Here is a 19,658-nt window from a genome sequence, read left to right as displayed (position 1 = left end):
CGTCAGCGCATGCCGATGATCGTCTGGGTCAGCTGCGACGCGCCCTCGATCGCCTTGGCATTCGCCTGGAAATTGCGCTGCGCCGACATCAGCATCACCAGTTCCTCGGTGATATCGACGTTCGAGCGTTCGAGCGCACCCGAACGGACCGCGCCCATCGAGCCGCTGGTCGGGCCGTCGATGGTCGGCGGGCCGCTTTCGCCCGTCGACTGCCAGTGCGCGTCGCCGGTCGGACGCAGGCCCGACATCGTCGGGAAGGTCGCCATCGCGACCTTGCCGAGCTTCTGGTCTTCCCCGTTCGCGAAGGTCGCGGTGACGAGGCCGTCGAGGCCGATCGACACATTGACCAGCGAAGAGGCCGGGTCGGACGGCGCGCCCGTGGGCAGTTGCATGTCGAATGCCCCGGCGAGCGTGTTGTTGGTGACATTGCCGTCGGCGTCGACGGGCAGCAGCTGCAGCTTCGAACCCGTCGTGTCGATGACATAGCCGTCGGGCGTCGGTTCGAACGAGCCGTTGCGCGTATAGGTGATCGCCTCGGTCGGCGGATTGCCCTTCACGACGAACAGGCCCTCGCCGACGATCGCCATGTCGAGCGTCTTTTCGCTCGCTTCGTACGAGCCCTGCGTGAACTGCTGGGTGATGCCGTTGAGGCGCGTGCCCTGGCCCGCGATCGTCTTCGTCGACTGCGTCGGCGACGAGGCGAAGATGTCGCCGAACTGCGCCTTGCTGCGCTTGAAACCGACCGAACCGGCGTTCGCGATATTGTTCGAGATGACCGACATATCGGTCTGCGAAGCCTTGAGGCCCGAAAGCGAGGTAAAGAATGACATGGACTTATCCTTCCTGGGTGGTGGGGGCGGGCGCCGGGGTGGCGGCCTTGATGTCTTTGAGCAGCTGCGTCTGCGCGGTCAGCTGTTCCGAAATCTGGGCGAGCACATTGTTGGTCTCGCTGATCCCGGCGAGGCTCGAGAATTGCGCCATCTGGGCGACCATCTGCTGATTATCGACCGGGTTGAACGGGTCCTGCTGCGACAGCTGCGCGGTCATCAGGCGAAGGAAATCGCTCTGATCCATCTGCTGGCTGGTGCCTTTGGGGTGGATCACGGGGTTGTTGTTGGTGATGCTGTTGACGCCCATCTTACTGTCCCATCCTGAGAGTTTCGTTGATCAGGCCCTTCGCGGTTTCGAGGACCTGGACATTGTTCTGATACTGGCGCGCGGTCTCGACCATCTCGACCAGCTCGGCGGCGCTATCGACCGCGGCTTCCCAGACATTGCCGTCGGCATCGGCGAGCGGGTTCGACGGGTCGTGGCGTTTCGACGGCGCCATTTTCGAGGTCGTGACCTGGTCGATCTGGACCGTCGCGCGGCCATGGTCGTCCATCACGGTGCGAAACACCGGCTTCAGCGAGCGGAAGGCACCCGCCTCGCTGCCCGCGACCGTCCCCGCGTTGGCAAGGTTCGATGCCGTCGTGTTCAGCCGGACGAGCTGCGCCGACATCGCGCGGCCGCTGATATCGAAGACCGAGAAATTGCTCATCGTCATTCGCCCTTCAGTGCGCGCGACAGCGTGTTGATGCGGCCGCTGAGGAAAGAAAGGCTCGACCGGTAGGCGAGCGCGTTTTCGGCATAGGCGGTCTGCTCGGTCGCCATCTCGACGGTGTTGCCGTCGAGCGACGCCTGGACGGGAACGCGATACGAAATCGCGCCGTCGGTCGAGGCGCCCTGCTGCGCGAGGTCGAGCGCCTTGGCGAAGTCAATGTCGCGCGCCTTGTAATTCGGCGTCGCGGCATTGGCGATGTTCGACGCGAGCATCATCATGCGCTGGCTGCGCAGCTGGAGCGCCGTCGCATGCAGGCCAAAGAGTTTCTCGGATGCCATCATCCCGTTCCTTCATTTGCCGCTATCCGGCCGGCTGGCCCGGACGCGCGGAAAAACACCAAGGCAGGATGCAATGGGCGTGCCAAAATGATTTTATCTAAGTAATTCAGATGGTTACATATGATCCGAAGCGAGGCGCGTTGGTGCTCGTCAAAAAACCGACGATGCGCTGCCTTTCTCGCGAAAACCCCGCAGCGAACGGCGACTGGCACGCTTCCTGCACTTTATCGGGCGAACAACCGGACCGAAGGAGATCGACCTTGTCCCGCAAAATTCTTGCCGGCCTTGCCGCCTGCGCCATCGCCGCCCCGAGTTCCGCCGAAGCCCAACCGGCGACCGAGGACTGGCAAATGATCGACACGCTAACCGCGACGGTCGCCAATGCCCTGGGCCGCACGGCGACCCCGATCGACCGCCGCATCAAGCTCGCCCGCTGTCCCGAACAGGCGTCGATCACCGCGATCGACGCGCACACGCTCGCGGTGCGCTGCGCCCCGCTCGGTTGGCGCCTGCGTGTGCCGATGACCGGCCCCGTCGACGCCGTGCCTGCGGCGGCAAGCTATGCCCGACCCGCGCAGAGCGCACCGGTGATCCGCCGCGGCGACAATGTCCGCGTCACGATCGACACGCAAAGCTATTCGATCAGCTATGCCGCGATCGCCGCCGAGGACGGCCGCGTCGGCGAGACCATCACGCTCAAGGGCGAGGACAACAGGTCGAAGCTCAGCGCCACCGTCACCGGTCCCGGCCGGGCCGTCCTGCAAGACTGATCCTCGCCCTCACAACCCACCCATCGGGCCCGGCCTGTCGGCTTTCCGACGGCGCCGGGCCTTTCTTTTGTTTTTTTGCGATCGGCCGCCTTAATCGCCGCAAGCACCGTCCGTTAAAGCCTTCGTGAACCGCGCCGTCACTTTTCTGACGGCACCGGATGGAGGCTTTTATGTCGGGTGACAGCAAGATCGGACCAGTGGGCGGCGTCGGCCGCACCGGCCCGTTGCGCCGGATCGCCGGCGAAAATGTCGCGGCGATGCGCACCCCCGCACAGCTCCAGCCGGCGCAGGAAAATCTCCCGACCGCGAAGCTGACGCGCCTCGCGAACAGCCTTGCCGACCAGGCGCCGCCAGTCGACGTCGCGCGCGTCGCCGCGCTGCGCACCGCGATCGCCAACGGCAGCTATGGCGTCCACCCCGCGATCATTGCGAGCGCGATGCTCGACTTTCACGGCCGCGGGGCCGAATGATGCTGGCGCAGATGGACGAGGTTCAGTCGCGGCTCAATGCGCTCGTCGGCGCGCTCGACGGCCATGATGCCGGCGCGATCATCGCCGCGACCGAGGAACTCGCCACCGCGGTGATCCTGTTTCGCGGCGCGGCGATCCCCGCGGGCAGCGAGCACCGCGCGCGCGCGCTGATCGGGCAGACGCTGAACCAGCTCGAAGCCGCTGCGGTGCGCGTCAACATATTGAAGAACTGGACGCGTCAGAGGATTGACAAGAGCCACGAAATCCGCGGCACGCGGCCGCGCGGGGCGGCTTTAAGCTACTGATAACCAGACAATTTCCGCGCACTTACGGGAAATGGCACGATGATTGCTTTTGGTCTGCTGAACAAGCGGAACCAGAGCCATGAACGCAATCAACAATCCCCAGGGCGCCAACCGCATCGCCGCCCCCGTGCTCGACGCGGTGCAGAATGCGTCGGCGCGGTCGGGAATCGATTTCGACTATCTGTTCGACGTCGCGCGCGTCGAGAGCGCCTATAATCCGGCTGCCCGGGCGTCGACCTCATCGGCGCGCGGCCTCTATCAGTTCACCAAGCAGACCTGGCTCGCGACCCTCGACCGCCACGGCGCCAACCATGGCCTCGCCTGGGCGGCGGATGCGATCGGCCGCGACGCGTCGGGCAGGCTGAGCGTCGCCGATCCCGCGCTTCGCCAGCAGATCTTCGACCTGCGCGACGATCCCGCCGCCTCATCGAACATGGCCGCCGCGCTGACCGGCGACAATCGCGCCTATCTCGAAAGCCGGATCGGCCGCAGCGCCGAGCCGGTCGACCTCTATCTCGCGCACTTCCTGGGGAGCGGCGGCGCCGCCAAATTCCTGACGGCGCTCGCAGCCAATCCCGACCAGCCCGGCGCGTCGATGATGCCCGAGGCGGCGGCCGCGAACCGGTCGGTCTTTTATGCCGGCGACGGCAGCATGCGCAGCCTCGCCGAGATCCGCGAACGTTTTCGCGTGAAGCTCGAAGAGGGCGGCAAGACCGAAAATATGAAGCCTTTCGCTCCTTCGAGCTGGCACGCGCAGGCGAGCAGCTCGAGCGGCCTCGCGAGCCCCGCCGGTGGCGGGCGCCCGCCGCTCCAGATGATGGATATCCAGCCTATGCCCAAAAAGCTCTCGATGGGCTTTGCCGCCGATGCCTATCGGCGGCTCGCCTCGCTTTCGGGAGGCGCGGCATGACCGCCGGCTTCAACATCCGCAATTTCTCGCGTTTCGCCAGCGTTTCGGCGCTGCCGGCGGGGATGCTGATTGTCGTCGGGCTGATGGTGATCCCAGTCTCGCCGCTGATCCTCGACATCAGCTTCGTCGCCAACATCATGATCAGCCTCCTGATCCTGATGGTCGCGTTGCAGGCGTCGAAGCCGCTCGATTTCTCGGCCTTCCCGACCGTTCTGCTGCTCGCGACCCTATTCCGTCTCGCATTGAACGTCGCCTCGACGCGCGTCGTGCTCGTCCACGGCCACGAAGGCACCGCGGCGGCGGGCCACGTCATCGAAGCGTTCGGCCAGGTGCTGATCGGCGGCGACTATATCGTCGGCCTGTTCGTGTTTTTCGTGCTGATGATCATCAACCTGATCGTGATCACCAAGGGCGCGGGCCGCGTGTCCGAAGTGTCGGCGCGCTTCACCCTCGACGCGCTGCCCGGCAAGCAGATGGCGATCGACGCCGACCTCAACGCCGGGCTGCTCACCCCCGAAGAAGCGAAGGCGCGCCGCGTCGAAGTCGGCACCGAAGCCGATTTCTACGGCTCGATGGACGGCGCCTCGAAATTCGTGAAGGGCGACGCGGTCGCGGGCCTCCTGATCCTGTTCGTCAACATCGTCGGCGGCTTGATCCTCGGCATCTTCAGCCACGGGCTCAGCCTGTCCGAAGCCGGCAGCACCTATATCACGCTGGCGATCGGCGACGCGCTCGTCGCGCAGATCCCCGCCCTCTTGCTCTCGATCGCCGCCGCCGCGATCGTCACCCGCGTATCCTCGCCCTTCGACCTCAGCGGCCAGATCGGCAGCCAATTCTCCTCGCCCGTCATCTGGATGGCGGTCGGCGGCATCCTCTTCATCCTCGGCCTCGTCCCCGCGATGCCGCAGATGCTGATCCTGCCCGCCGCCGCGCTGTCCTTCGCGATCGGCTGGCAACTTCGCCGCGCCGAGGCCGCGGTCGCCGACTTGCCCGAACCCGCCGCCCCCGCGCCCGACCCGTCGCTCATCGAATGGGCCGACGTCAGCGACGCGAGCGCGTGCCAGCTCGAGATCGGCTATGCGCTCGTCACCCTCGTCGACGAACGCAAGGGATCGCCGCTGATGACGCGCATCACCGGCATCCGCCGCCAATTGTCGAAGGAACTCGGCTTCGTCGTTCCGCCGGTGAAGGTCAGCGACGACCTGTCGCTGCCCGGCAACGTCTATCGCATCTCGGTCGCCGGCGTGATCGTCGGCGAGGACGAGGTCTTCCCCAACGAAATGCTCGCGCTCGATTCGGGCGACCTCGTCACCAAGGTGACCGGGCGACCGTGCAAGGATCCGACCTTCGGCCTTGACGCGCTGTGGATTCCGAAGGCGATGCAGAATGACGCGATCGCGGCGGGCTATACCGTCGTCGACCCCGCCACCGTCGTCGCGACCCACCTCAACAACAGCATCGTCGGATCGGCGGCCGAGCTGTTCGGCATCGACGACGCGCAGGCGCTGATCGACAATCTCAAGACGCATTATCCGCAGCTCGCGCAGAATCTCAGTCCACAGGGCTATTCGCTGCCGCGCGTCGCGAGCCTCTGCAAATCGCTGCTCGTCGAGCGCGTGCCGCTACGCGATTTCCGCAAGATCGCCGAGGCGATGGTCGCGCTGTCGGGCCAGCAGCTCGGCGAAATCGACCTCGTCGAAGCGGTGCGCCAGCGCGTCGGCGCGCTAATCGTCCAGACGATCGTGCCGAGCCGGATGCCGCTGCCCGTCGTCACCTTCAGCCCCGAGATCGAGATGCTGCTCAACCAGGCGGTGCGCGCCAATCCCGCCGCCGAATGGCCGTTCGAACATGGCATGGCGATGACGATCATCGAACAGGTCGGGCAGGCGGTCGAGCCGCTGCTGCTCCAGACGCGCAGCTTCGCGCTCGTCGCCTCGCCGATCTGCCGCTCGGCGCTCTCGCGCCTCGTGCGAGCCACTTTCCCCGACGTCGCGGTCATCTCCTACCTCGAGATTCCGGCGACCAAGCAGACCGAAATCGTCGCGACGATCGGCGCCGAAGTGCCGCGCCTCGCGTCCGGGCCCGACGGCCACATGGAGGACCAAGTGCATGAGAATTGAGCCCGCCGAGCAATTTGCCGCGAGCGGCCGAGCGCCGGGTACGCGTGGCTATGGCGAAAGCGTCGAGGCGCTGGTCGCGGAATATGCGCCGCTGGTGCGCAAGATCGCGTGGCAGGTCTTTTCGCGCGTGTCGCGGACGAGCGAGCTCGACGATCTGATCCAGACCGGGCTGATCGCGCTGATCGAAGCGAGCCGCCATTATGAGGAGCGCGGCTTCGCCTTTGCGACCTATGCGACGACGCGCATCCGCGGCGCGATGATCGACCAGTTGCGCCGCGAGGCCGACGTCGGCCGCTCGGCGATGGTCGCCGCGAAGCGAATCCAGGCGATGCGCGGCGCGCTCGAACAGCAACTGATGCGCGCGCCGACCGCCGCCGAGATGGCGGTCGCGTTCGACATGTCGGCCGAGGATTATTTCGCGCTCGAACGCAATGCGACGCACGGCCGCTCGACCTCGCTCGACGAGCTGACCGAAATCGGCGCCTTCCTCGCGGCCGACGAGGATGCCGGCGCCGACGAACGCTGCGAGCAGGAGGATCTGATGGGGGCGCTGCGCCAGTGCGTTGGCCGCCTGTCCGAGCGCGAGCAGATGGTGCTCCAACTCTACTTCTTCGAAGAGCTCAACCTGCACGAAATCGGCCTGACGCTCGACGTCAGCGCCGCGCGCATCTGCCAGATCAAGCGCGAGGCGATGATCAAGGTCGATCGCATGATGAAGGAAATGACCGAATAGGAGGGACCGGATGCGGTGCGCGCGACCAGTCGCCCTGCGCACCCGATCCCAAGGGGTTGGAGCAGGCGCCCTATGCCGCCAGCGGGGGAAGAGCCTGGCGGACGCCGCCGATCTTTTCGAAATAGCTCGCCATGCGCTCGGTTCCGTTTTCGCTCAGGCGCACGATCGTGCGGCGGCGATCGCGCTCGTCGATCGAGCGGTGCACCAGCCCGCGCTGTTCGAGCGATGCGATCATGCGCAGCCCCGACGACAGCGGAACCCCCGCACCGGTCGCGAGATCGCTCGCGCTGAGCACGCGGCCGTGGGCGCCCGCGAGCATCAGGTCGAGCATCATGTCCCAGACGGCTCCCGATATTTCGGCAGTGCCGAAATGGCTGCGGCGAATGCGCCGGATCTGGATGCTGAGCGACAGCTGGTCGAGCAGACCCGCGCCGCCGGCTGGCGCGTCGCCGCGAACACGCTCGCCGCCGCGCGCGGCGACGGGCGGCGATTCTTCGCCGCGGCTCGCGAGCAGCTCGTGGATCTGATCGACCCGCGATTTCAGCTCGGCGATTTCTTCATTCGAAAATGGCTGCATGTGACGATGCCCCTGGGGAGCCACATCTCAGGCCGTAACGTCATTCCGCCGACTGTAGGACCCCGATGCGTAGATGATCAGCAACAGGATCGGATAGGATATATAAACCGAGAGCAGCGAATAGGGCCGCGCCAATATCTCCGAGAACATGAGCTTCTGGATATGCCCGAAAATGGCGATCAGCTGCCATCCGGTGATCCAGTAAGGCCAGAAACTCTGCGTCCGCATGGCGATGAACCAGAAGCTCATCAGAACCAGTACGTCGATGATGAAGATATTGATCTCGATGTTCGTCCAGGTCGGGAAAGGCGTCACGGCCGTCGTGAGGACCGAGGCGATCAATGCCGTATAGGCTGCCCAGCGTTCGAGCGGTCCGCCGCGTCGGATCGCGACGGCCACGGTGATGAGCAGAACGGCATAATAGATCGCCACGGACCACATTGTGGCAGTCAACCTTTCTTGCGGATCAACCGGCCTTCGCGAACGCCGGCGCGTCGGCGCCCTGGCGGTCGTTGCTGCCTTCGTCGACCAGCTTCGCGCTCGCCGGCTTGACGCCCGCGCCGAACATGCGCGTGCCGAGGCCGACTTCCTTCTGCGTCACGGTCAGCGCGAGATGCGCGTCGGTCAAAAGCTGGCGAACCTCGCCGGCGGCGGCGAGCGCCTGCGCGACCTTCGCCATCGCTTCCTGGCCGACGATCGCCGACATGTTCGTCTCGCGGCGCGCGGTGGGCAGCGTCGCGGCGAGCTGCGCGATTCGGATCATCGCTTCGTCGATGGCGTCTTCGGCCAGATGCAGCTCGGAAGCGATCTTCTTCGCCGCAGAAACTCGTTGATTCAGCATCATCTTTTTCCTTGAAAAAGAATGCTACCGGTTCCCCCCCGCAGCATTCGTTCGAACTTCAGGTCAGAACGCGACCGAGTCCGACAAGGATCGAATAGAGGGCGGAGAAAGCCAAAATCGTCGCTACTGCGATCAGGATCGGCCAGATTATCCGTTCCATCAACCCATGCCGGTTGGCCGGCTGGGACGCGGTAGGAAATGGCGAACCAATGTCGAAAAATCGCCGAAACGAACTGCGCCCCGGTTCGCCATCGGCGGCCGGGGGAACCTCGCCTAGGTCGATCAATTGATATGTCAAAGGCTGATAAGGGGTAACATTGTCGAAGACACCGTTAACAGCCAGAATTCGCGCTGCCTCGATCCTGTTGGAAACATTGAGCTTTTTCAACACGCGCCGAACGCGCTCATCGACGGTGTGCGGCGACACATTCATCAGGCGCGCGATCTGCTTGGAATTTTTATGCTCGTAAACGTGCCGCAGCGTCTCGATCTGCGCGGCGGACAGCAGGCTGAGATAATTGTCGGGGTCGCCTTGCACGGGGGTTGGAATAGAGCATCACGAGTCGAAATCAAGGTCGGTAGCTAGCTAATTTCCCGTCCGCCCCATATTCGGCCACCGCTGCGGCGCCCGATTCGCCGGCGCTAGCGGCTCTCCTTGAGCGTCCGATAGCGCTGGATCGATTTTTCGATGTGCCGGCGCGCGGCGCGGCGCGCGGCGACAGGATCGCTCGCCTCGATCGCGACGACGATCGCCTCGTGATCGCGGTTGATCGTGTGCGCGTAACGCTGGTGCCGGTCCGGATCGTCGCCCTGCAGATAGAGCCGCCGCGACGGCACGAGCCGCACGCCAAGAAACTGGGTAAAGCGCAGGAAATAGGGATTGCCGGTCGCGCTGGCGATCGCGGCGTGAAAGGCGGCGTCGGCGGCGACAGACGCATCGACGTCGCGGCTTTCCTCCATCGCGTCGAGCGTCCGGCGCAGCGCCGCGAGGTCGGCGTCGGTCCGCCGCCGCGCCGCGAGGTCGGCCATCTCGACCTCGAACCCCATGCGCATTTCGAGCAGCCGCAGCACATCGTCGATCTCGCCGATTTCCTCGGCGGTGACCTGGAAGGCGCGATATTGCGCGCCATCCGGCACATAGGCGCCCGATCCGCGCCGCGACACCAGCAGGCCGCGCGCCGCGAGCCGCGAATAGGCCTCGCGCACGACGGTGCGGCTGACGCCGAACGTCTCGGTGATCTCTTTTTCGGTCGGGAAACGCGATCCGACGGGCATTTCGCCCGTTTCGATCTGTTCCTCGAAACGCTGGACCAGATCATCGGCCAGCGATGCCGCCTTGGTTACCGCCATGGATGCTGCGTTATCATCGCACCGCGAAGCTGGCTAGGGCCCGTACCCACGAATTACGCGTTCGAGGTTCGAAGCGATTTTGTCCGGTACGGGAAGGCAAGGACCGCAAGGATCGTCGGCCGCATCACCAGCTCCACATCGTGCCGTCCTCGAGCCGGTTCACCGGCAGATAGGCGCGGGCATAGGGAAAGCTTTCAGCGAGCGTCTCGTCGATCTCGACGCCGAGACCGGGCGCCTCGCCCGGGTGGAGCATGCCGTCCGCGAAGCGCCAGGCGTGCGGAAAGACCGCGTCGGTCTCGGCCGTGTGGCGCATATATTCCTGAATGCCGAAATTGGGGATCGCGAGCCCGAGGTGCAGCGCCGCCGCCATCGTCACCGGCGACAGGTCGGTCGCGCCGTGGCAGCCGGTGCGGACCTGATGCAGGTCGGCGAGCGCGGCGATCTGGCGCATATGGGTAATGCCGCCCGCGTGGAGCACGGTCGCGCGGATATAGTCGATCAGCCGGTTCTCGATCAGATGCTTGCAGTCCCAGACCGACGAAAAGATCTCGCCGACCGCGAGCGGCGTCGTCGTGTGCTGGCGGATCAGGCGGAACGCCTCTTGATCCTCCGACGGGGTCGCATCCTCGATCCAGAAGGGGCGATAAGGCTCGAGATCCTTGCCGAGCCGCGCCGCCTCGATCGGGGTCAGCCGGTGATGGATGTCGTGGAGCAGATGCACGTCCCAGCCGAGCGCCTCGCGCGCCGCGGCGAAAAGGTCGGGGACGACGCGCATATATTTCGCGGTCGACCAGCTATTCTCGGTCGGCAGATCATTGTCGGCGGGCTCGTAGAAATAGCGGTCCTTGCTGACGCCATAGGTCGACGCCATCCCCGGCACCCCGCATTGCAGGCGAATCGCCTTGTAACCCTGCCGCTGGTAATCGAGCGCCGCCTCGATCGTGTCGGCGATCGTCGTACCATTGGCATGGCCATAGACCATGCAGCCCTCACGTGCCGCGCCGCCGAGCAATTGATAGACCGGCAGCCCCGCGATCTTTCCCTTGATGTCCCACAGCGCCATGTCGACCGCCGCGATCGCCGCCATCGTCACCGGCCCGCGACGCCAATAGGCGCCCTTGTAGAGAAATTGCCAGATATCCTCGATCCGGTGCGCGTCGCGCCCGATCAGACAAGGGACGACATGCTCCGAAAGATAGGCCGCCACCGCAAGCTCGCGGCCGTTGAGCGTCGCATCGCCGACGCCGGTCGTGCCGTCGTCGCATTCGATCTTCAGCGTCGTGAAATTCCGGCCCGGCGAGGTCAGGATAACCCGGGCTGACACGATCTTCGGCATTCCATCCCCTTTGGCCAAATGCGCTAGTTGTGTGACAACATTATTGACACACGACCGAAAAGAAAAGAGAAATGTCACCGGTGTCAAGGCGAAAAGCCCGCCGGGTTGAAAGGGAGAGGATATGCCATGTCGCTGAGCCTGTTTTCCATGATGATGACCGCTCCCGCCGCCTTGGCGGCACCCGCCGAGCCGGTGGTGCCGCAGCCCGCCGCGATCCTCGCCGATACGCGCCGCGTCGCCGACTGGCAGCTCGCGAACCGCACCAACTGGGCGACGATGCCCGCCGCGCGCAAGAGCGTGCAGGAGGTGCGCGACTGGCAGCAGGCGACCTTCTGGGTCGCGCTGACCGAACTCGCGAACCGCGACAGGCGATATGCGAAGCCGCTGCTCGACCTCGGCCGCGCCGAACAATGGCGGATGGGCTACCTTCCCTTCCACGCCGACGACCAGCTGATCGGGCAGGCGTGGCTGTGGGCGGCGCGAAATGGCGAGGGCAAGAAAGCGATCGCCCCGATGCGCGCCTATTTCGACCATGTGCTCGCCAACCGGCCGACGATCGGGCTCGAATTCATCCCCGTCGCGCCCGGCAAGGGCACGTCGACCTGCACCGATCGCTGGTGCTGGTGCGACGCGCTCTTCATGGCGCCGCCGACGATGCTCCGGCTCGCCAAGGCAACGAGCGACAAGCGTTACGCCGATTTCGTCCACGAAGAGTGGAAGGCGACGACCGACTATCTGTTCGACCCCTCGGAAAAACTCTATTTTCGCGACAGCCGCTTTTTCGACATGCGCGACGCGAAGGGACGCAAGCTGTTCTGGAGCCGCGGCAACGGCTGGGTGATGGGCGGTCTCGTCCGCGTCCTGCAGGTGCTGGGCAAAAGCGATCCGCAGCGCCCCTATTATGAGAAATTGTTCAAGGACATCGCGGCGAAGATCGTGACATTGCAAAAGGCCGACGGCTATTGGCCCGCCTCGCTGCTAGACAACGACCCCGGCACGCCGCCCGAAACGAGCGGCACGGCCTTCTTCACCTATGCCTTCGCGTGGGGGGTCGATAATGGCCTGCTCGACCGCGCGACCTACCAGCCCGCCGCAGTGCGCGGCTGGGCGGCGCTCGGCCGCGCGGTCCAGCCCGACGGGATGCTCGGCTGGGTCCAGCAGGTCGGCGACCGCCCCGACAGCGTCTCGGCAAAGGAGACACAATTCTACGGCAGCGGCGCCTATCTGCTCGCGGGAACCGCGATGTACGATCTGGCGAAAAAGCGCGCAAATCCGCGATAAACGCGGCGTTTTCGGTTCATCCCGGCCGTCAGCGCGGATGATTGACTTCTCCTTTTAAAGTTGTAATACATCTCACAAGTTGTATAACAACTGAAATTGACACCGGTATCAACCGGGTCCGCGCCGCAAGTTCAGGGGCGGCAAAAAAGGAGAGGGAAATGAAGTCACCATCGGTCCTGCCGACCCGCGCCGCCTTGCTGGCGTCCGCGGCGCTATTCGCCGCCATGCCCGCATGGGCGCAGGAAGCACCCGCCGAAATCGAAGGCGAGCCGGCGGCAGCGGTCGATGGCGGCGACGAGATCCTCGTCACCGGCACGCGCGCGACGCAGCGCAGCTCGATCGAGTTCAAGCGCGCCGCCGATGTCGTCGTCGACGGCCTCGTCAGCGAAGAGATCGGCGCGACCCCCGACAATTCGGTCGGCGACACGCTCGAACGCATCGTCGGCGTCTCGGCCGACCGCTTCAAGGGCAATGCCAACGAACTGTCGGTGCGCGGGCTCGGCCCGACCTTGAGCTTTTCAACCTTCAACGGCCGCGAGGTATCGACCGCGGGGCCCGACCGCTCGGTCGCCTTCCAGCAGTTCCCGTCCGAGCTGGTCAACGGCGTTCTCGTCTACAAGACCCAGCGCGCCGACTTCCTCGAGGGCGGCGTCGGCGGGGTGATCGAGCTTCGCTCGATGAAGCCGCTCGATTATGGCAAGCGCCGCATTCAGTTCGAGGTGCGCGGCGATTTCCAGCCGCAGGACGACGACGTCTATCAGCACGACGGGCTCGGCTATCGCGCCAATTTCTCCTACACCGACCAATATGAAACCGGGCTCGGCGACATCGGCGTGTCGATCGGATATCAGCGTCAGGACACGACCGCGCCCGAGGATTATTACAACGGCAATTCGACCTTTCAGCTCTGCAACACGTCGGCGGACAATCCCTGGCAGCTGACGGGCAATTCCGCGACGCAGGCGGCGGCGGGCGCCAATGTCAATTGCACCTTTGCCGAGGGGCCGCGCACCGCCAATGGCGTGACCGTAGGTGAGACGATCGGCGACTATTATTTCCCGACCTCGTCGCGCAGCTTCCGCACGCAGAAAACCTCGGAAATCCGCGACGGGCTGATCGGCGCGATTCAGTGGCGCCCGTCACCCGAGTTCGAGATCGCGATCGACGGCCAATATTCGAAGCGCCGCAGCCTCGAGGACCGCAACGTGCTCGGCATTCCCGAAGGGCTGCGCGGCCTCGAGCCGCTGGTCATCGGCAACGGCAGCAACGGCTATTCGCCCGGCGCGCTGATCAGCTATCGCGGCAATTCGAATATCGAGAATCAGCTCGAAACGCGCCAGCGCAACGAAACCTACAAGGGCGGCGGCCTCAATCTGATCTGGACCCCCGATCGCTGGACGGTCAGCTTCGACGGATCCTATTCGGACAGCCACCGCACCGAGACGCAGAAGGCGACGCGCATGCGCTCGAACCGCCGCGTCGGTTACACGCTGACTTATCTCGACGACGATGTCGTGCCGGTCGTCGAGTTCGAGGATTTCGACATCACCGACCACGACCTGTTCCTGACCACCGCCGCCAATTCGGTCTATGCGCGCAACCGGTTCGTCACCGACCGCCGCGACCGGATCTGGGCCGGGCGGCTCGATATCGAGCGCGAGCTCGACGGCTTCATCACCTCGGTCAAGGTCGGCGGCCGCTATTCGGACCATCACCGCACCAACGACAATGCGCGCAACAACGACCTCAATACTTTGGCCGCAATCGACGGCACGACCCCGGCCGAGCTGATCGCGCAGGCGAACCGGAACTGCCGCGTGCCCTTCACCACCACCAGCTACATGCAGGGCATGGGCACCAACGTCACACGCTGGGCGACCTTCGACAACGACTGCCTGTTCCGCACCTTCACCGGCGGCGACGACGCGCTGCCCTATCCGACCGACGGCCGCGATCCGAGCGACATCGACGTCACCGAACGCATCTATGCGCTCTACGGCCTCGCCAATTTCGAATCGCAGGCGGGCAGCGTGCCGTTCAGCGGCAATATCGGGCTGCGCTGGGTCAAGACCGACATCACCTCGATCGGCTATCGCCAGCCCTATGTGATCACGATCGACACCGCCGGCGACAGCTATAGCGTCGACCCCGATCCGAATGGCGAGCTGCTGACCAACCGCGCCAAGGGCAGCTATAATTATTTCCTGCCGAGCGCGAACATCTCCTTCGACCTGTCGCAAGAGGTCAAGCTGCGCCTCGCCGCCTATCGTGCGATCGCACGGTCGGGAATCGAGAGCTTCGGCGCGGGCATCCGGCTCAACCCCTCCGCGGGGACCGGGCTCGACAATATCATCTTCGACGCCACGACCGGCAACCCGAACCTCAAGCCGCTGCGCGCGTGGAACCTCGACGCGAGCCTCGAGCTCTATGCGTCGCAGGACACTTTGCTCTCGATCGCCGGCTATTATAAATGGGCGAAGGGCACGGTGATCAGCGCCGAGGAGCCGATCCCCTCCGACATCACGATCACGACGATCCGCGACGGCGGCGCGCCGGTGACCGAGACCGTCACCATCGCGCCGGTCGCGCCGACCAACGACGGCGAAACGCGGCATCTTTACGGGATCGAGGCGACCGCGAGCCACGCCTTCACCTGGCTTCCCGACCCGCTCGACGGCCTCGGCATCCAGGGATCGGTCAACCGCGCCTTCGCCAATTTCGAATATCCCGACACCTCGCCGATCGCCGATTATGTCGATCCGGCGAACCTGATCGGGCTGTCTAAATGGACCGCGAGCGGATCTTTGTGGTTCGAAAAATGGGGCCTCTCGCTGCGCGCCAATCTTCGCTACCGCTCGGGCTATTACAAGCCGAACGGCGGCACCAACCGCGAGATCCGCGGCGCGACCTATATCAACCTGTCGGCGCAATATAATCTCACCGACAATGTCCAGCTGAAGCTGCAGGCGCTCAACGTCACCGGCACCAACGACATCATGTACAAGGGCGGATACGACAGCATCGCCGAGGTGTCGCGCAGCGGCACGCAATATTTCTTCGGCTTCCGGGTCCGCCTGTGAAGCCATCGACTTTAGCCCGACTCCCTTGGGCTATCCTAGCCGCCGCCGCGACTCCGTCCGCGGCGGCGGCTTTTTCCTTGCCGCCGGGGGCGCCCGTTTGCGACGCGAGCGAAGGCTATTCGGCATCCTTTGACGGCCGCCGCACCTTCGCACTGCGCCCCGCCGATCTCGAAGCGATCAAGGCGGCGCTGCCGAACGATCCGGCGATCGGCGCCGCTTATCGCGACCTGATCGCCCGCGCCGACAAGGCGCTCGCGGCCAAACCCGCGTCGGTGACCGGCAAGCGCAGCGTCCCCGTATCGGGCGACCGCCACGACTATGTCAGCCTCGCGCGCTATTGGTGGCCGAACCCCGCCAATCCGAAAGGCGCCTATGTCCGCCGCGACGGCGACACCAATCCCGAAATCGAAAGCGACCGCTTCGACCGCGCCGCGCTCGCGCGCATGGTGCGCGATGCCGACACGCTCGGCCTCGCTTATTATTACAGCGGCGATCGAAAATATGCTGACGGCGCGGCGCGCGTCATCCGAACCTGGTTCCTCGACCCCGCGACGATGATGAACCCGAATATGAACTTCGCGCAGGCCGTGCCCGGCGTGTCGAACGGCCGCGCCGAAGGCGTGCTCGACGGCGCGGGCTTCATCGCGGTGATCGACGCGGCAGGGCTGATCGTGCCTTCGGGGGCGCTGACCCCGGCCGAAACCTCAGCGCTCGAAGGCTGGTTTTCGCGCTATGTCGACTGGATGCTGACGAGTCCGAACGGCAGGGCGGAGGGCCAAGCTTCGAACAACCATGGCCTCTGGTACGACGCGCAGGTCGCGCGCTTCGCGCTGTTCGCGCGGCGCCCCGATGTCGCACGTCGGATCGCCGCCGCCTTTCCCAGAACGCGCCTTGCGCGGCAAGTCGATCGCTCGGGCGCCTTGCCCGAGGAGCTGACGCGAACGCGCAGCTTCCATTATTCGCTCTATGCGCTCTCCGCCGCCTATACTGTCGCCGACAGCGCGGCGTGCCTCGGCGTCGACCTCTATCGCGCCGACGAACGCGGCCGCTCGCTGCGCAAGGCGACCGATTATGTCGCCGCCTGGCGCGGCCGCGCCGCCGACTGGCCGTACAAGGAACAGGGCTGGCCCGCCGCGGTGCTCGACGAACTGCTCGTGCACGCCGACGATGCCTGGGGTCCGGGCGCCTATCCGCGCGTCGTTGGCGACGACCTGTTGTTGCGCCGCCAAGTCTCCCCAAAGGGTGCCCCATGATCGCCCGCCGCGCCCTGCTCCTCACCGCGCTGCTCGCCGCGCCCGTCGCATGGGCGCGCCCGCGGCCCGGCACACTCGACATTCGCGCGATCGAGCGCCGCCGCCTGCTGCCGCAGGCCGAAGCCCTGCTTGGTGCAGAACCGCGCACCATCGCGGCGATCGCAGCACCGCGCAGCCCCGCCGGACGGCAGGACTATTATTCGGAGGGCGATTATTGGTGGCCCGATCCGGCGAACCCCGGCGGCGCCTATATACGCCGCGACGGCCGCTCGAACCCCGACAAGTTCGACGGCCACCGCGACGCGCTGATCGCTTTCGGGCGCACCGTCCCCGCGCTCGCCGCGCTGTGGGATCTCACTCGCGAGCGGCATTTCGCCGACGCCGCGATGCGCCACCTCGCGGCGTGGTTCGTCGATCCGACGACGCGGATGAACCCGAACCTCGACCATGCGCAGGCGATCATCGGCGTCAACACGGGCCGCGCGATCGGGGTGATCGACACGCTGCAGATCGTCGAGGTCGCGCGCGCCGCGGCGCTGTTCGCGCGGCACGGCGCGCCGGGCTATGCCGCGATCCGCGCGGGCGTCGAGGGCTGGTTCGCCTCTTATCTGAGTTGGCTCACCACCTCGCGCTTCGGCACCGAGGAACGCGACGAGGAAAACAACCACGGCACCTGCTGGCTGTTGCAGGCGGCAAGCTTCGCCGCACTGCTCGGGCGCGACGACATCCTCGCCGATGCCCGCACCCGGCTCAAGTCGATCATCATCCCGACGCAGATCGACCCCGACGGCCGCCAGCCGCTCGAACTCGCACGCACCAAGCCCTACGCCTATTCGCTCTTCAACCTCGACGTGCTCGCCGCGTCGGCGTGGCTGCTCGGCGGCGGCGACCTCATCGGCTGGCAGACCGCCGACGGCCGCTCGATCGGCGGCGCGATCGCGTGGATGGCGCCTTATATCGCCGACAAGGAAAAATGGCCGCTGCCCCCCGACATCGAATATTGGGACGGCTTCCCGGTGCGCCAGCCGAGCCTGCTCTTCGGCGGCCTCGCGCAGGCACGCGGCGACTGGCTGGCGCTCTGGCAGCGGCTGGACCCCGACCCCGCGATCGGGGAGGTCGTGCGCAACTTCCCCGTCCGCCAGCCTTTGCTCTGGCTCTAGTTGCGACCCTCAACCAGTCCGCGCGCGATCACCTGCGCCTGAATCTCGGCGGCGCCTTCGAAAATATTGAGGATGCGCGCGTCGCACAGAATCCGGCTGATCTCATATTCGAGCGCATAGCCGTTGCCGCCGTGGATCTGCAGGCTCGCATCGGCGTTCGACCAGGCGGCGCGCGCGGCGAGCAGCTTCGCCATCCCCGCTTCGATATCGCAGCGTTTGCCGCTGTCCTTGGCGCGCGCGGCGGCGTAGCTCAGTTCGCGCGCCATCACGAAATCGACGAGGCTCATCGCCAGCTTGTCGGCCACGCGCGGGAAGTCGATGATCGCCCTGCCGAACTGCTTGCGGGCGAGCGCATAATCGAGCCCGAGCTCGATCGCGCGCCGCGCCACCCCCACCGCGCGCGCCGCGGTCTGGATCCGCGCGCCCTCGAAGGTGCGCATCAATTGCTTGAACCCCTGCCCCTCCGCGCCGCCGAGCAGCGCATCGGCGGGGGCGGACATCGCATCGAATTGCAGCGCATATTCGCGCATCCCGCGATAGCCGAGCACCTCGATCTCGCTGCCGCTCATTCCGTCGGCGGGGAAGGGGTCGGCGTCGGTCCCGCGCGGCTTGGGCACGAGCAGCATCGACAGCCCCGCGTAGCCCTTCGCTTGCGGAAGCGTGCGCGCGAGCAAGGTCATCAGATCCGAGCGCGCGGCGTGGGTGATCCAGTTCTTCGCGCCGTCGATCACCCACTGATCGCCCTTCCGCCGGGCGCGGGTCTGGAGCGAGCCCAGGTCCGACCCGACGTCGGGCTCGGTGAACACCGCGGTGGGCAATATTTCGCCGCTCGCGATCCTCGGCAGCCATTCGGCCTTTTGCGCGTCGGTGCCGCCCGTCGCGATCAATTCGCCGGCGATCTCCGACCGTGTGCCGAGCGATCCCGCGCCGATCCAGCCGCGCGACAATTCCTCGGTGACGATGCACATCACGAGCTTGCCGAGCCCGAGCCCGCCATAGTCTTCGGGGATGCACACGCCGAAGGTGCCGAGGTCGGCCATCGCCTGAACCGTGGCGTCGGGGATCAGCGCGTTGGCGAGGTGCCAGCCGTGCGCGTTGGGCACGATCGCGGCGTCGGTGAAGCGGCGATATTGCTCGCGGATCGCGTCGAGATCGGCATCGTGCAGCGTCTCGCTCGGCCACTGCCCAGCGGCGAGCGCGGACGCAACCTCGGCGCGGCTCGCACCATGGTCGACGTCGAGCAGGCTCGCGCAGGCATCGGCGAGCGTGCGCGCCGCCGCGCCGAGCCCGAGGTCGGCGGGACGGAACATCTCATTCTGCCCCATCGGCAGACCCCCGACGAGCTGGCCGATGCTTTCGGCAAAAGCGACGGTGGTGATCTTCGCATCGAGCGGGTTCGAGTCCGAGCCGGAATCGCACCAGCCGAGCGTCGCTTCGAGCGCCGCGACCGTCGTCGCGACCCAAGCGAAACCATGCGCCGCGCGTTGCTCGCCGTCGATCGGCCGCGCCGCCAGCCGGTCGGCCAGCGCCGCCCGCGCCGCGCCGCGATAGGCTTGCGCCGCCGCCAGCGCCTCGCGCAAATCGGCCATGC

At 65.8% G+C, this 19,658-nt stretch carries 21 protein-coding genes; 10 read left to right on the top strand and 11 right to left on the bottom strand.

Translation table 11 applies throughout. The annotated features are described in order from the left end of the window. Positions 1-2: 2 nt before the first annotated feature. The 4 genes from VFG17_RS00355 to VFG17_RS00340 are packed head-to-tail and all read right to left on the bottom strand — an operon-like array spanning position 3 to position 1,884. A complete protein-coding gene (locus VFG17_RS00355) occupies positions 3-830 on the bottom strand; it encodes a flagellar hook basal-body protein (RefSeq protein WP_325027493.1) in 828 nt (275 codons plus the stop codon). Between the two features lie 4 nt (positions 831-834). Next, positions 835-1,137 carry a flagellar hook assembly protein FlgD gene (locus tag VFG17_RS00350; RefSeq protein ID WP_037557408.1) on the bottom strand — a complete coding sequence of 101 codons (303 nt, stop codon included), beginning with the start codon at positions 1,135-1,137 and terminating at the stop codon, positions 835-837. A 1-nt stretch (position 1,138) separates the two neighbouring features. Next, complete coding sequence (gene flgC / locus VFG17_RS00345) at positions 1,139-1,546, bottom strand: flagellar basal body rod protein FlgC (RefSeq protein ID WP_295321643.1); 408 nt, start codon at positions 1,544-1,546, stop codon at positions 1,139-1,141. Next, a complete protein-coding gene (locus VFG17_RS00340) occupies positions 1,543-1,884 on the bottom strand; it encodes a flagellar basal body rod protein FlgB (RefSeq protein ID WP_325027492.1) in 342 nt (113 codons plus the stop codon). The genes flgC and VFG17_RS00340 overlap by 4 nt, the downstream gene beginning before the upstream one ends. Before the next feature lie 257 nt (positions 1,885-2,141). Here VFG17_RS00340 and VFG17_RS00335 point away from each other — a divergent pair, with 257 nt between their 5' ends. From VFG17_RS00335 to VFG17_RS00310, 6 genes are all read left to right on the top strand, one after another. Further along, entirely contained in the window at positions 2,142-2,651 is a 510-nt protein-coding gene (locus tag VFG17_RS00335) for a flagella basal body P-ring formation protein FlgA (protein WP_325027491.1), read from the top strand. A 170-nt stretch (positions 2,652-2,821) separates the two neighbouring features. Beyond that, positions 2,822-3,121 (top strand): flagellar biosynthesis anti-sigma factor FlgM, encoded by a 300-nt coding sequence (gene flgM, locus VFG17_RS00330; RefSeq protein ID WP_325027490.1) that lies wholly within the window; start codon positions 2,822-2,824, stop codon positions 3,119-3,121. Continuing rightward, positions 3,121-3,426: a hypothetical protein gene (locus VFG17_RS00325; protein ID WP_325027489.1), complete on the top strand. Its 306-nt coding sequence runs from the start codon at positions 3,121-3,123 to the stop codon at positions 3,424-3,426. The genes flgM and VFG17_RS00325 overlap by 1 nt, the downstream gene beginning before the upstream one ends. 79 nt (positions 3,427-3,505) lie before the next feature. Further along, complete coding sequence (locus VFG17_RS00320) at positions 3,506-4,336, top strand: transglycosylase SLT domain-containing protein (protein WP_325027488.1); 831 nt, start codon at positions 3,506-3,508, stop codon at positions 4,334-4,336. Continuing rightward, the gene (gene flhA, locus VFG17_RS00315; protein ID WP_325027487.1) at positions 4,333-6,456 is read left to right on the top strand and encodes a flagellar biosynthesis protein FlhA; all 2,124 of its coding nucleotides are present in this window, start codon (positions 4,333-4,335) and stop codon (positions 6,454-6,456) included. Before VFG17_RS00320 ends, flhA begins: the two co-directional genes overlap by 4 nt. After that, on the top strand, positions 6,446-7,189 hold the full coding sequence (locus VFG17_RS00310; RefSeq protein ID WP_325027486.1) for a FliA/WhiG family RNA polymerase sigma factor: 744 nt from the start codon (positions 6,446-6,448) through the stop codon (positions 7,187-7,189). Before flhA ends, VFG17_RS00310 begins: the two co-directional genes overlap by 11 nt. 70 nt (positions 7,190-7,259) lie before the next feature. On the opposite strand, the gene VFG17_RS00305 is transcribed toward VFG17_RS00310, so the two are convergent. From VFG17_RS00305 to manD, 6 genes are all read right to left on the bottom strand, one after another. Next, positions 7,260-7,766: a MarR family winged helix-turn-helix transcriptional regulator gene (locus tag VFG17_RS00305; RefSeq protein WP_325027485.1), complete on the bottom strand. Its 507-nt coding sequence runs from the start codon at positions 7,764-7,766 to the stop codon at positions 7,260-7,262. A gap of 27 nt (positions 7,767-7,793) precedes the next feature. Continuing rightward, complete coding sequence (locus VFG17_RS00300; protein ID WP_325027484.1) at positions 7,794-8,207, bottom strand: hypothetical protein; 414 nt, start codon at positions 8,205-8,207, stop codon at positions 7,794-7,796. Positions 8,208-8,232: 25 nt separating this feature from the next. Further along, positions 8,233-8,607 carry a hypothetical protein gene (locus tag VFG17_RS00295; protein WP_167920589.1) on the bottom strand — a complete coding sequence of 125 codons (375 nt, stop codon included), beginning with the start codon at positions 8,605-8,607 and terminating at the stop codon, positions 8,233-8,235. 58 nt (positions 8,608-8,665) lie between these two features. Then, positions 8,666-9,145 (bottom strand): helix-turn-helix transcriptional regulator, encoded by a 480-nt coding sequence (locus VFG17_RS00290; RefSeq protein ID WP_325027483.1) that lies wholly within the window; start codon positions 9,143-9,145, stop codon positions 8,666-8,668. Between the two features lie 104 nt (positions 9,146-9,249). After that, complete coding sequence (locus VFG17_RS00285; protein WP_325027482.1) at positions 9,250-9,957, bottom strand: FadR/GntR family transcriptional regulator; 708 nt, start codon at positions 9,955-9,957, stop codon at positions 9,250-9,252. Positions 9,958-10,081: 124 nt separating this feature from the next. Continuing rightward, the gene (manD, locus tag VFG17_RS00280) at positions 10,082-11,293 is read right to left on the bottom strand and encodes a D-mannonate dehydratase ManD (RefSeq protein WP_325027481.1); all 1,212 of its coding nucleotides are present in this window, start codon (positions 11,291-11,293) and stop codon (positions 10,082-10,084) included. A 126-nt stretch (positions 11,294-11,419) separates the two neighbouring features. Between manD and VFG17_RS00275 the strand changes: the two genes are divergently transcribed. The 4 genes from VFG17_RS00275 (at position 11,420) to VFG17_RS00260 (ending at position 18,067) form a co-directional block, all read left to right on the top strand. Beyond that, the gene (locus VFG17_RS00275; protein ID WP_325027480.1) at positions 11,420-12,574 is read left to right on the top strand and encodes a glycoside hydrolase family 88/105 protein; all 1,155 of its coding nucleotides are present in this window, start codon (positions 11,420-11,422) and stop codon (positions 12,572-12,574) included. A 158-nt stretch (positions 12,575-12,732) separates the two neighbouring features. After that, the gene (locus VFG17_RS00270; RefSeq protein WP_325027479.1) at positions 12,733-15,654 is read left to right on the top strand and encodes a TonB-dependent receptor; all 2,922 of its coding nucleotides are present in this window, start codon (positions 12,733-12,735) and stop codon (positions 15,652-15,654) included. 77 nt (positions 15,655-15,731) lie between these two features. Then, positions 15,732-16,907: an alginate lyase family protein gene (locus VFG17_RS00265; RefSeq protein ID WP_325027478.1), complete on the top strand. Its 1,176-nt coding sequence runs from the start codon at positions 15,732-15,734 to the stop codon at positions 16,905-16,907. Beyond that, the gene (locus VFG17_RS00260) at positions 16,904-18,067 is read left to right on the top strand and encodes an alginate lyase family protein (RefSeq protein ID WP_325027477.1); all 1,164 of its coding nucleotides are present in this window, start codon (positions 16,904-16,906) and stop codon (positions 18,065-18,067) included. Before VFG17_RS00265 ends, VFG17_RS00260 begins: the two co-directional genes overlap by 4 nt. Here VFG17_RS00260 and VFG17_RS00255 read toward each other — a convergent pair. Further along, a complete protein-coding gene (locus tag VFG17_RS00255) occupies positions 18,064-19,656 on the bottom strand; it encodes an acyl-CoA dehydrogenase family protein (protein WP_325027476.1) in 1,593 nt (530 codons plus the stop codon). The genes VFG17_RS00260 and VFG17_RS00255 overlap by 4 nt on opposite strands. Positions 19,657-19,658 lie beyond the last annotated feature (2 nt).

The sequence above is a fragment of the Sphingopyxis sp. genome (assembly GCF_035686825.1).
GTDB lineage: Bacteria > Pseudomonadota > Alphaproteobacteria > Sphingomonadales > Sphingomonadaceae > Sphingopyxis.
Note: the sequence above shows the minus strand (reverse complement) of the source record. Positions and strands in the feature narration are given on the sequence as shown.